We start from the raw sequence: 12367 nt of genomic DNA, 5'->3' as shown, positions 1-12367 counted from the left end.
CCGTGGCCGAAGACGCCGCTGACCTCGATCTGCCGAGCCTCGACGCGAACGAAGCCGCTGCCGCGCGCCGTACGTGGCGCCCCGGGCAGGGCGCGGGCGCGGCTGCCGGCGGCGACAACGACTCGATGTACGAGCGCTCGAAGCTGAACCCGGTTCTGACCTTCGACAACTTCGTGACCGGTAAGGCCAACCAGCTCGCGCGCGCGGCGGCGATCCAGGTCGCCGACAACCCCGGCGTCTCGTATAACCCGCTGTTCCTGTACGGCGGCGTGGGCCTCGGCAAGACCCACCTGATTCACGCGATCGGCAATCAGCTGCTGATGGACAAGCCCGGCGCGCGGATTCGCTACATCCATGCGGAACAGTACGTGTCCGATGTGGTGAAGGCCTACCAGCGCAAGGCATTCGACGACTTCAAGCGCTACTACCATTCGCTCGATCTGCTGCTGATCGACGATATTCAGTTCTTTTCGGGCAAGTCGCGCACGCAGGAAGAATTCTTCTACGCGTTCGAGGCGCTGGTCGCGAACAAGGCGCAGGTCATTATCACGAGCGATACGTACCCGAAGGAGATTTCGGGTATCGACGACCGTCTGATCTCGCGCTTCGACTCGGGCCTGACGGTCGCGATCGAGCCGCCCGAACTCGAAATGCGCGTCGCGATTCTGATGCGCAAGGCGCAATCGGAATTCGTGAGCCTGAACGAAGACGTCGCGTTCTTCGTTGCCAAGCATCTGCGTTCGAACGTGCGCGAACTGGAAGGCGCGCTGCGCAAGATCCTCGCGTATTCGAAGTTCCATGGCCGCGAAATCACGATCGAGCTGACAAAAGAAGCGCTGAAAGACCTGCTGACGGTGCAGAACCGGCAGATTTCGGTGGAAAACATCCAGAAAACGGTCGCCGACTTCTACAGCATCAAGGTGGCGGACATGTATTCGAAGAAGCGTCCGGCGAATATCGCGCGGCCGCGGCAGATCGCGATGTATCTGGCCAAGGAACTGACGCAGAAGAGCCTGCCGGAAATCGGCGAACTGTTCGGCGGCCGCGATCACACGACGGTGCTGCACGCGGTGCGCAAGATCGCCGATGAGCGCAGCAAGGACGCGCAGTTGAACCACGAGTTGCACGTGCTGGAACAGACGCTGAAGGGCTAGGCGCGCTGGCGGGAAACCGCCGCGCTCAACCGCGCGCGGCCTGAATTGGCGGGGAGTGCTGGAAATGGTTGGGTTGGGTCGGCGTAAGCGCTGGAAATCGTGGCGCGGAGTAGGAGCCGAGTAGGGACGGACAGCGGATTGCGGGCGGAGCAGGGCGCCAAGCACAGGTGAACTAGCCTGCCAGTGAGCAATCCGGAAACCGCGCCGTGAAATCGACCTGTTTATTCCCCAACTCGCCCCCAATTTAGTGAGGCGGTCCCGTTTTCAGGCACAATACAGGTTTAACCGCCCGGCGGCCGCGGGCGGATTTCACGCCGTGTCGGGCGCTTTTCGTGGCGCCGGCGGGGAGCCTCGGCTGCACGCTGGAGAAGCTTGTCCCGCAAGGCGTGCAGGCCGTTTATCAACGAAGGAACCCTATGCAACTGGTCAAGACCGAACGCGATAACCTCCTCAGGCCGCTGCAAACCGTGAGCGGCATCGTCGAACGCCGCCATACGTTGCCGATCCTCGCCAATTTGCTGATCACCAAGAACGGTCCGGACGTGTCGTTCCTGTCGACCGACCTCGAGTTGCAGATCACCACGCGCGCCGATTTCGGCGTGGGCGGCGATTCGGTCGCGACCACGGTGGCGGCGCGCAAGCTCCTCGACATTCTGCGTGCGATGCCCGACGGCCAGGTCACGCTCACATTGAACGACAAGCGCCTGACCGTGCAATCCGGCAAGAGCCGCTTTGCGCTGCAAACGCTCGCCGCGGACGAGTTCCCGACCGTCGCTCAGGCTAAAGACTACGGCGCGAGCCTCGTGGTTCCGCAAAAGACGTTCCGCCAGTTGCTCGGCATGGTCCATTTCTCGATGGCCCAGCAGGACATCCGCTACTACCTGAACGGCATGCTGCTGGTGGTGGACGGCGACCAACTGATGGCGGTCGCGACCGACGGCCACCGCCTCGCGTTCTCGTCGATGAAGATCGAAGGCTCGTTCGCGCGCCAGGAAGTCATCATTCCGCGCAAGACGATTCTCGAACTGCAACGCCTGCTCGAAGACATCGACGACACGCTGAAGATCGACATCGCGCAGACGCAGGTCAAGTTCACGTTCGGTCAGGTCGAACTCGTGTCGAAGCTCGTGGAAGGCAAGTTTCCCGACTTCCAGCGCGTGATTCCGAAGTCGCACAAGAACAAATTCCAGATCGGCCGCGAAGAACTGCAGCGCTCGCTGCAACGTGCGGCGATTCTGACCTCGGACAAATTCAAGGGCGTGCGCTGCATCGTCGAGCCGGGCCAGTTGAAGATCATGTCGACCAACGCCGATCAGGAAGAGGCGCAGGAAGAACTGGAAATCGCCTACGACGGCGACAGCGTCGACATCGGCTTCAACGTCACGTATCTGCTCGACGTGCTCGCGAACCTGAAGGTCGACATGCTGCAGGTGAGCCTGGGCGATGCCAGCTCCAGCGCGTTGATCACGATTCCCGAGAACGACGAATTCAAGTACGTGGTGATGCCGATGCGCATCTGACGCGGCCAACATCAAGAAGAACACCAAGGGGCGCAGCGCCCCTTTGGCGTTTTTATGGCGTTTTGAAAAGTCCAGAGCAGCAACCAAGCAGCAACGCAGAACCGGAAAAAATCCATGACTGAAACGAACAATACGCAGCCCGATAACAGCTACGGCGCCTCGTCCATCCAGATCCTCGAAGGTCTGGAAGCCGTGCGCAAGCGGCCTGGGATGTACATCGGGGATACATCGGATGGCACCGGTTTGCACCACCTCGTGTTCGAAGTGCTCGACAACTCGATCGACGAAGCGCTCGCCGGGCATTGCAACGACATTCAGGTGATCATCCACGCGGACAACTCGATCTCGATCACCGACAACGGCCGCGGCGTGCCGACAGGCCTGAAGATGGACGACAAGCACGATCCGAAGCGCAGCGCCGCCGAAATCGTGATGACCGAACTGCACGCCGGCGGCAAGTTCGACCAGAACAGCTACAAGGTGTCGGGCGGCCTGCACGGCGTGGGCGTGTCGTGCGTGAACGCGCTTTCCGCGTGGCTGCGCCTCACCGTGCGCCGCGACGGCAAGAAGCACTTCATGGAATTCCACCGTGGCGTGCCGCAGAACCGCGTGCTCGAAGAAATCGACGGCGTGACCACGTCGCCGATGCAGGTGATCGGCGACACCGAAAACCGCGGCACCGAAGTGCATTTCATGGCCGATGAGACGATTTTCGGCAACGTCGAATATCACTACGACATTCTCGCGAAGCGCATTCGCGAACTGTCGTTCCTCAATAACGGCGTGCGGATTCGTTTGCTCGACCAGCGTTCGGGCAAGGAAGAGGATTTCGCGTTCGTCGGCGGCGTGAAGGGCTTTGTCGAGTACATCAACAAGAACAAGTCCGTGCTGCACCCGAATATTTTCCACATCTTCGGCGAGAAGGATGGGGTGGGCGTCGAAGTGGCGATGCAGTGGAACGACAGCTACAACGAAAACGTGCTGTGCTTCACGAACAATATTCCGCAGCGCGACGGCGGCACGCACCTTACCGGTTTGCGCGCGGCGATGACGCGCGTGCTGAACAAGTACATCGCCGATCACGAAGTCGCAAAGAAGGCGAAGGTCGAAACGTCGGGCGACGACATGCGTGAAGGGCTGTCGTGCGTGCTGTCGGTGAAGGTGCCGGAGCCGAAGTTCAGCTCGCAGACGAAGGACAAGCTGGTGTCGTCGGAAGTGCGCGCGCCGGTGGAAGAAGTGGTTGCGAAGGCGCTCGAGGAGTTCCTGCTCGAAACGCCGGGCGACGCGAAAATTATCTGCGGCAAGATCGTCGACGCGGCGCGTGCGCGCGATGCGGCGCGCAAGGCGCGCGAGATGACGCGCCGCAAGGGCGTGCTCGATGGCGTGGGCTTGCCCGGCAAGCTCGCGGATTGCCAGGAGAAAGACCCGGCGAAGTCGGAGATTTATATCGTCGAGGGTGACTCGGCGGGCGGGTCGGCGAAGCAGGGGCGTGACCGCAAGTTCCAGGCGATTTTGCCGCTGCGCGGCAAGGTGCTCAACGTCGAGAAGGCGCGCTACGACAAGCTGCTTTCTTCGGAGCAGATCGTCACGCTGATTACCGCGCTCGGCTGCGGGATCGGCAAGGAAGACTACAACCTCGAAAAGCTGCGTTATCACCGCATCATCATCATGACCGATGCTGACGTCGACGGTGCGCACATCCGAACGCTGTTGTTGACGTTCTTCTATCGACAGATGCCGGAGATGATCGAGCGCGGGTATATCTACATCGCGCAGCCGCCGCTCTACAAGATCAAGGCGGGGAAGGACGAGCGGTATCTGAAGGATGAGTCGGAAGTGAATGCTCATATTCTTCGGCTCGCGTTGCAGGGGTCGGAGCTGCTGGCTTCCGAAGGCGCGACGCCGATTACCGGCGATGCGCTGGGCGAGTTAGCGCGGGCTTATCTGTTGGCGCAAGCGGTGGTCGATCGGTTGAGCCGCCTGTATGACGCCGGTGCGCTCGAAGCCGTGATGGATGGCGTCGCGATCGATCTCTCCAATGAGCAGGCGGCCGAGGCTTCGGCTCGCGCGCTCGAAGCGAAGCTGCGGGACGATGCGCTAAAGCCTGAAGTGACCGTGACCACGATGTATGACCCGGTGCGGGAACTGCGCTCGCTGCGCATCGCGCGGACGCATCACGGGAATCAGAAGGTCTCCGTGTTTGATGAAGATTTCCAGTTGACCGCGGACTATCAGCAACTCGTGAATACGGCTAATACGTTCAAGGGCTTGATCGGGGCGGGTGCTGTGATCAAGCGTGGTGAGCGGAGTATGGCTGTCACCGACTTCAAGAGTGCGATGAAGTGGCTGCTCGCGGATGCTGAGCGGAATATGTCCAAGCAGCGGTATAAGGGCTTGGGCGAAATGAATCCCGAGCAGCTTTGGGAAACGACGATGGACCCTGAAGTGCGGCGTTTGCTGCGAGTGCAGATTGAGGATGCTATTGCGGCCGACGGCATCTTTACCACGCTGATGGGGGATGATGTCGAGCCGAGAAGGGCGTTTATTGAGTCGAATGCGTTGAGGGCGGGGAATATTGATGTCTAACTTTGTGCAGCTGTCGAAGGCCGCATCGGTATGGTGCCGCGTCTGCTGATTGCACGCGCCTTCGCCGGTGTACATCCGCACCGCTACCACACCACTGTGGATGCGAGCAGCCAGAATCAAGCACTTAAATGGTTCGTCAAGCATACTGACTTCGTCATGCCGAACTCCGCCAACTGGGGTGTGCGTGCGCAAGCTCTGGTCGCCCACCTAGACCGGACCAATGTGTTCGGCGAGGACATCCTGACGCGCAATATTTTCCCTTGGTTCATTGTGGACCAACTACGCGCCCGCGCTGCACCTACCAACATCCCGCCCGGTCACTCGCCGCGTCCGCCCTCCGCCTTTTCAGATCTCCCGCCGGCGCAGCGCGCTATCGCGCTGCGGCACAACACCGTGCAGACGGCCTTATTCGCTCAACTGGCTGCGCAGTATGGCGAGGATCGAGTCTGGACGGAATACCCAACCGGGACCGGCGGCTATGCCGACGCCATCGTCCGGCAGCCGGATGGCAGATGCCATCTGTACGAAATCAAGATTGCCGAAACCGCCGCCGAGGTAGTGCGGCAAGCGATGGGACAGTTATTGGAATATGGCTTCCGAGCGGGCGGCCTGGAGCCCGTGAAGCTGTTCGCGGTGGGAGAACCAGTCCTTGACGATGTCACTCGGCACTTCGTTGCGCGGCTGCGCGCCGACTTCAATCTGGACATTGACTACTTACAGGTCAAACTGCCTGACGACCTCGCATACTCACGGTAGAAGGTCAAAGTCCGAGTGAGCGCCTCGGCCAGATTTGTCGCGCTGCTGAAGGGATCGGGAAACGTGGAGCCGCGGCATGCCTGCAACCAGCAGTGGAACTCACGTTAGAGGCAATGGTGTGGTTGAATAAACAGCCGGACGGCATTTTTTGCAGCGTGGCACGCTTTCGCCAGCCAATCTCAGCTTACTCGACTTACCCAACGACTGATCGATCTTGGCCGTACACCTGTTGGATATGTGGGCATTCTATTTCGCAGTGCCAGGACGTCCGCGAACGGAGACGACACGGCATGACTTCACACCTGACGTCCTACAGGCAGCGCACTTCGTGCTGCGAAAATTGCGCTGAAGTTAGGGTGCAGGCGATTTCATTGCTGCGCCTAATAGATCGACGTCGACATAACGAAGTTCTTGAGCTCATTCAAGAAGCGACCGGGTTGCGCCATAAAGTGCCTGGTAGTTAGCGGTCCAGTGAGTTCACACGCGAATTCGCTCGACCTCGTCCAGGCTGATCTCGTTGTGGCGCCGATCGTACAATTGGGTGGTGCGCGTCGACGCGTGGTTCGCCATCGCGGCAGCGTTCTCGAGCGTGCCGCCGTTCTTCAGGTACGCGGTGATCCCGGTCGCCCGGAACGTGTGGTTGCCGATCTTCGTGCCAATGCCGGCCGCGATCGCACGACGCCGCACCATCGCGTAGGCGTTGGCCTGCGGCAGCGGCGTGTCACCGAGCTGGCCGGTGCCACGCCGGACCGTGCGGAACAGCGGCCCCTTGGCGTCGCTACCGATGCCGGTCCCTTCCAGATACGCATGCAGGTACGCCTCGAGTGTGTGGTGACAGGGCATTGCGTGGGCCTTGCCACCTTTTTCGCGCCGGCGCACCCACATGCGCCGGCGCTGCACATAGACATCGTCGACCCGCATCGCCAGCGCCGCGCCCACCCTCGCGAACGAAAACACCATCAGCGCGATCAGCGCGCGGTCGCGCAGGCCGGCCGACGTCGTCACATCGATACTGTCGAGCAGCTGCCGCGCCTCGGTTGCATCGAGCACCGGCGTGCTGCCCTTCCTCGCGGCATGGGCAGGCCCGCGCACCGACGCGGCCGGGTTGTGCGGCACGATCTGGCCGGTCACGAGCCAGTCGAACAGGTGGCGGATGGCGGCCAGCTGCTGCTTGACGGTCGGCGCCGACGACGTCCTTGTCTGCAGCTCGATCCACGCGGCCACGTGCAGCGGCTGCACCGCCGTAATCGAGCTCACGCCGGCGCCAGCGCACCACCCCAGAAAATCCCCCGCCGCGCGTGCATACGCGCGCCGCGTGTGCGGATTGCGGATCGCCGACGCGAAGAATTCCAGAAAGCGCACGCCGGCCCGCTCACCGGCGGCGGCGACCAGCGCTGGCGTCGAAATGGCATCGAGCGTAACGAGCTGGTTCACGACTAGAACACCTTGTTCAGGTCGACGTCGTGACCAGCTGCCCTGAGTTCACGAGCCAGGGACAGTTTCCAGCCGTTTGCGTCATCCATCTTTTCCCAGACGACGCCGGCGAAATCACTGGGAATGTCGACCTCGCCGCGTTTGAGCGCACAGACCTTGTCCCGACCAAGTTTGCCAATGAAGTAGCCCAGCTCGAGTAGTACGTTCTGACGGGCACGCGGCATCAGCTCGTTCTCTTTGACGCCGCGGCCCACATCGTCCGGGGTCAGCAATACGACGGCGAAGCCGACGTCGCCATGTGCTTCTACCTTTTCGATGACAGTCCGTCCGCGGTTCGCCTGCTCGTGGAGAATGACAGGTTCGAAATCGATCTTTCTAAGAAACCCCGCGATCAGCTCGCGTGCCTCGCCATCGTGTCCATGCACGACGAATACACGCCGGGAGTACGCCGATATCTCAGGAACTGCAGTCTCGCGGTTGGACAGTACGTCACGGTAAGCATCTGCCAGATCTTTGCGCAGCACGTCCTGTGCAGCCTCGAGAAGCCTAATGGACCGCTCGAGGTTTTTGCTCAGCTCAGCCGGGTAGTACTCATGGGGAGGGCGAACAGTGAAAAAGCTGCTGCTCTGACTCGGTACAAACAGATGGGCAGCTCCTTGGAAGCGCCTGTATGCCGGTGTGTCGGGTCCAAAGACCCGCTCCAACGTGTCAGCGACACCGGCCTGCAGCGCTCCAAGTGCGGGCGGGTTTCCGGTCGCAGCAGTTGCCACGTCGAACCCATGCAACTCCGCAATCTGCTCGGTTAGACGAACAATTCCGAGATTGATGGTATCGGCTGATCGCGGGGTCATGGCTGCCCTTCTCCTATATGTGATAAAGGACATTATTAAATATAGAGTAGGATAAAGGGCCGGATTCCCCAAATGCCAGCTTCTCGTCATGCTTCGGGCTAGGCGACGTAGACCGTACCTATCCATTGTCGTATAAGATCGCGTTACGCTGAACGATTCCGATTGTCTTCAACTGCCACCTATATTCGAGGGCCGTACGCATACCGGCACCACCGGGTATTCATGCAACATAGACAACGGCATTGCGCCTAGATTGAACCCTGCCGAGCGCATTGCTCTTATCGAAATCGAGCGACCGCGGTTGGCAACGTATCCAGCCACGCTACCGGGCAATTCCTGAGCGATAACCTACCAAAAAGATATGAAACACTCCTTTCAGGCGAGAGCGCATGTCCTGAAGCTGCTGGGCGACGAACTGATCGGCGATGATCGTCTAGCGGTCTTCGAACTGGTCAAGAACGCGTACGACGCAGATGCGACCAACGTCCAAGTTACCGTTGATCTCAACGCGCCCGAACCTTATATATCTGTTGAGGACAACGGCACCGGTATGGATCGAGACACGATCGTAACTAAATGGCTCGAAATCGGAACCCCGTCCAAGCGCGGCGCAAACAAAGTAGTCAGTAAGCGCTTCTTGCGCTATCCACTCGGAGAAAAAGGAGTCGGCCGCCTCGCTGCGCATAAACTCGGAACTCAGCAGCGTTTGTTATCCCGCGCCGAAAATAAGAGAGAGTGCTTCGTTAAGGTCGATTGGAGTGAAAATCTTTCCGGGGACAAGAGAATCGACGAAACCTCAGTGGATATCCGTGAGCTTTCACAGCCTCTCAAATATAAGGAAAATCGTAGCGGCACGTGCCTGAAGATAACTCAACTCGAGAGAGCCGAGTGGACAAGAAGAGATATTCGGTCATTAAAGAAACTAATATCCACTCTTGTTAGCCCCTTTGCGTCTGTGGATAGTTTTTCGGTGAAGCTCGACGTACCGGGCAGAGAATCGTGGCTCAATGACATTTTTGATGTTGACGACATTCTTGATAATGCAATCTGGAAATTTAGCTTTTCTATTGTAGACGCGAAAATTAGCTGGAAATATGAATTTAGTCCTCCCAGCATGTCTGGCGCGGAAAAGAGGACTGCCTCAAAAGATGATGATTCACTTCGTCTGATCGAGCTATCCGCAGAAGACAGGAAGCGGCTCGATCGAGACGATGAAAGTATTTCACTCACTAGTTCTGATCTAAATGGCATAGGCGATATTACTGGGCATTTCTTTGTGTACTATCGTCGAGCCGATCTGATGAAAAAGATTGGGAATACTCAGCAGCTGAAAGAATATCTGGATGAGCAAACCGGGGTACGTGTGTACCGCGATGGCATTCGCGTATATAACTACGGTGAGGCAGGCGACGACTGGCTTGGATTGAACGTTCGACGGATCAATCGGCCCGCGGAGCGCATGGCAACCAACTCAGTGATTGCAGCAATCAATCTCAAGCTGACAGACAGCGATCAACTCAAAGAGAAAACAAATCGGGAAGGATTTGATGAAAATCCTGCATTTTTGAGGTTTCGACACATCATCCAAAGCGTCGTCGAGTTACTTGATATTACACGGCAGGATGATCGTCGCCAACTTGACGCTGCACTTAAAGGAAAAGGCGAAACCACGCCACATCCGGAATCATTCGAACATGCGGTCGATATTGTCAAAAAAGCAATCAAAGATAAAGGGCTTGAAGGGGACCTTAAACCGCACATTGACACGATCGAAAGAGAATATAAACAGGTTCGCAGTGTAATGGTGAGCTCAGGTCTTGCCGGACTTAACTTGGCCACGATTTTCCATGAAGTTGAGCGAGAAATTGGTGCAATAAATAAAGGGATTGAAAACAACGAGTCGTTGGAGGCACTCAAGAAGCGCACTGGACATTTGGTGAGTCTCTTGGATGGTTTTGCACCGCTTTTGAAGCGGAATAGCCAGAAGCGGGCAACCGCATATTCACTCGTAGACCGAGCGTTTACTCTCTCTAAATCACGGCTCGCACACCATAAAATACATTTTTCGTCGCCGCTATTATCCGGAGAGGTCGATGATTTCGTAACAGAGTGCCCGCCTAATCTAGTGATCGGCGCGCTTAGAAATTTGATCGACAACGCTATCTATTGGGCTCGCGCTCGTGCCGAAGAAGATCCTTCGGATTCTCGCCCACCTTTTATATACATAACAGCATTCGCAGATTCGGCGGAAAGCCATGCAATAGCCGTCGTCGACAACGGACCGGGATTCGAGCTCCCAGTTGATATGGCCACCCAGCCCTTTGAAACCACGAAGCCCGGCGGCATGGGACTCGGCCTGTACTTTACCAACCTTGTGATGGAATCAATTGGTGGCTCTTTTTCTGTCATGTCTGCCGAGGAATTGCGTGATTACATTCAAATTCCCACACCGCTCGATGGGGCAGCTGTAATTCTAAAATTCAAAAACAAATGACCACTTCTTTGGGCCTCATTCGAACAGTAATCGTTGATAACGATGAAACTGAACTTCAGGAGTTAGTGACAGGTATGCATGAGGCGCATATCCCAGTCCTGCCGTTACGGTATTCAGTCGACGCGGGCGTGATCGGGGTACCTGACCACAAGTCATTATGTATTCGGTTACTCTTCGTGGACATGAATCTTGCCGATTCATCTGCGCCGTCGCCGAAAGACATAGCACCTACCATCGCAGAAGTTATCTCGGCGGTTGTTCCACTAGATAACGGACCATACGCTCTTATATTCTGGTCCAAACACAGGCATCTTGTAGACGAAGTTCTTCAGATCCTAGGAGAGCGCCACGCCGAAATTCCGATGCCGATCGTAGTCAGCGCTCTGGACAAGAACGATTTCAAGATGCCGGAGTCTGCCGATGCCCGCAAAGCTTGGTTAGAAGGTTTGCGAAAAGGCATCGACAGTGTCGTTCAGACATCGCCTCAGTTGACGGCGCTGATGGCATGGGAACGCGAAATCGGAAGGGCGGCGTCAGCTACGCTTCATGCGCTAACGAAAGTTCTGTCTCCTTCGATACCTTGGGATATTACTAAGCATGCGGATAACCTGAGCGCGGTCCTCGGACGGATCGCCCAGGAGGCGACTGGAAGAAAAAATGCGGCAGACCGACCCGATGAAGCTATCCATCTCGGGCTTCAGCCAATGCTCGTGGATAATCTCGAGCGCAGCGCAGCTACGGCCGACGGAATACGCGAAATGTGGGTGGCGGCAATGCCACAAGTCAAATCAAATAGTCCAATCGCCTTTGGCGAAAACGGTGCTGATAGACGACTAAATGCTTTTTATTGCGTGTCGGAGATTACGACGCAAATCGAAAAGACAGATCGCGGTGCATTTGTCGCGATTTCGGATGTCCATCTTAACGACAATTGTTTCAAATCGCATTTCGGAAAAACAGTAGCGGAACTATCTGACGAATTCGTCGATGTCTCGGACCTTACCCGAACCCAAAAGAGCGAAATCAGAAAATCAGTTAAATGGGGTTTTATTGAGATAAGTGCAGATTGCGATCACGCACAGAGAAAGTCGAGGCTATACCGATACGTCTTGGCGGCACTCGTGCCGAGCGACAGAGAAGACAACACCAAATTTAAGGCGATGGACGGCTCCATAACGGACAGGCGTCATAACGCTATTTACCGAATGCCAGAAATCGAACTGGCAGATGGAAAACCGTTGGTATTATTCGCAAACTTTCGGTACTTGCTCGGACTTCCGGCGAAAGCGAGCATACTAGGTGATGTAGTGCTTCGGATACGCAGCGGGATCCTCGCGGAGCTGATTCATAACTACTCTCGGTACGTCGCCCGCCCGGGTGTCGTTAGTTTTTCCCATGAATCGTGAGAACCCCCATCGAATCATGTCGTCCCGACCGGTGTGGAAAGGGCGACAATCCACGAAAATATTAAATTGCCGGCCTGCATCATTTCAAATCATGCCTAGCGTCCCCGGAGGCATCATTTGACATACGTTTTTGGAAAAGCTCCCACCGAAGGCCAAGTGCAGTGCG

Annotated in this window: 8 protein-coding genes; 6 read left to right on the top strand and 2 right to left on the bottom strand. The window is 57.2% G+C overall.

The annotated features are described in order from the left end of the window. From dnaA to GXB81_RS08420, 4 genes are all read left to right on the top strand, one after another. Positions 1-1154: chromosomal replication initiator protein DnaA (gene dnaA, locus GXB81_RS08435; protein ID WP_205988874.1), on the top strand; the 1154-nt coding region annotated here is incomplete at its 5' end. 416 nt (positions 1155-1570) lie between these two features. After that, positions 1571-2674 (top strand): DNA polymerase III subunit beta, encoded by a 1104-nt coding sequence (dnaN, locus tag GXB81_RS08430; RefSeq protein ID WP_129956695.1) that lies wholly within the window; start codon positions 1571-1573, stop codon positions 2672-2674. 114 nt (positions 2675-2788) lie between these two features. After that, a complete protein-coding gene (gyrB, locus tag GXB81_RS08425) occupies positions 2789-5260 on the top strand; it encodes a DNA topoisomerase (ATP-hydrolyzing) subunit B (protein WP_167042015.1) in 2472 nt (823 codons plus the stop codon). Between the two features lie 30 nt (positions 5261-5290). Further along, positions 5291-6016: a hypothetical protein gene (locus tag GXB81_RS08420; protein WP_205988872.1), complete on the top strand. Its 726-nt coding sequence runs from the start codon at positions 5291-5293 to the stop codon at positions 6014-6016. Between the two features lie 477 nt (positions 6017-6493). Here the strand turns inward: GXB81_RS08420 and GXB81_RS08415 are convergent, their stop codons facing one another. Together GXB81_RS08415 and GXB81_RS08410 are read right to left on the bottom strand one after the other, a co-directional pair. Beyond that, positions 6494-7450 (bottom strand): tyrosine-type recombinase/integrase, encoded by a 957-nt coding sequence (locus GXB81_RS08415; RefSeq protein ID WP_205988870.1) that lies wholly within the window; start codon positions 7448-7450, stop codon positions 6494-6496. A gap of 2 nt (positions 7451-7452) precedes the next feature. Continuing rightward, positions 7453-8301 carry a nucleotide-binding protein gene (locus GXB81_RS08410; RefSeq protein ID WP_241016283.1) on the bottom strand — a complete coding sequence of 283 codons (849 nt, stop codon included), beginning with the start codon at positions 8299-8301 and terminating at the stop codon, positions 7453-7455. A 361-nt stretch (positions 8302-8662) separates the two neighbouring features. Here GXB81_RS08410 and GXB81_RS08405 point away from each other — a divergent pair, with 361 nt between their 5' ends. Both GXB81_RS08405 and GXB81_RS08400 read left to right on the top strand, forming a co-directional pair. Further along, positions 8663-10795: an ATP-binding protein gene (locus GXB81_RS08405; protein WP_205988865.1), complete on the top strand. Its 2133-nt coding sequence runs from the start codon at positions 8663-8665 to the stop codon at positions 10793-10795. Beyond that, positions 10792-12201: a hypothetical protein gene (locus tag GXB81_RS08400; protein ID WP_205988858.1), complete on the top strand. Its 1410-nt coding sequence runs from the start codon at positions 10792-10794 to the stop codon at positions 12199-12201. Before GXB81_RS08405 ends, GXB81_RS08400 begins: the two co-directional genes overlap by 4 nt. Positions 12202-12367: the final 166 nt, after the last annotated feature.

The organism is Paraburkholderia sp. Ac-20336 (assembly GCF_017105025.1).
In the GTDB taxonomy this organism is placed as follows: domain Bacteria; phylum Pseudomonadota; class Gammaproteobacteria; order Burkholderiales; family Burkholderiaceae; genus Paraburkholderia.
Note: the sequence above shows the minus strand (reverse complement) of the source record. Positions and strands in the feature narration are given on the sequence as shown.

Excerpts from the sequence above, each read along its gene's own strand:
- dnaN (WP_129956695.1), top strand. The coding sequence starts at position 1,571 with ATGCAACTGGTCAAGACCGAACGCGATAACCTCCTCAGGCCGCTGCAA.
- GXB81_RS08400 (WP_205988858.1), top strand. The coding sequence starts at position 10,792 with ATGACCACTTCTTTGGGCCTCATTCGAACAGTAATCGTTGATAACGAT.
- gyrB (WP_167042015.1), top strand. The coding sequence starts at position 2,789 with ATGACTGAAACGAACAATACGCAGCCCGATAACAGCTACGGCGCCTCG.
- GXB81_RS08405 (WP_205988865.1), top strand. The coding sequence starts at position 8,663 with ATGAAACACTCCTTTCAGGCGAGAGCGCATGTCCTGAAGCTGCTGGGC.
- GXB81_RS08420 (WP_205988872.1), top strand. The coding sequence starts at position 5,291 with ATGGTGCCGCGTCTGCTGATTGCACGCGCCTTCGCCGGTGTACATCCG.
- GXB81_RS08410 (WP_241016283.1), bottom strand. The coding sequence starts at position 8,301 with ATGACCCCGCGATCAGCCGATACCATCAATCTCGGAATTGTTCGTCTA.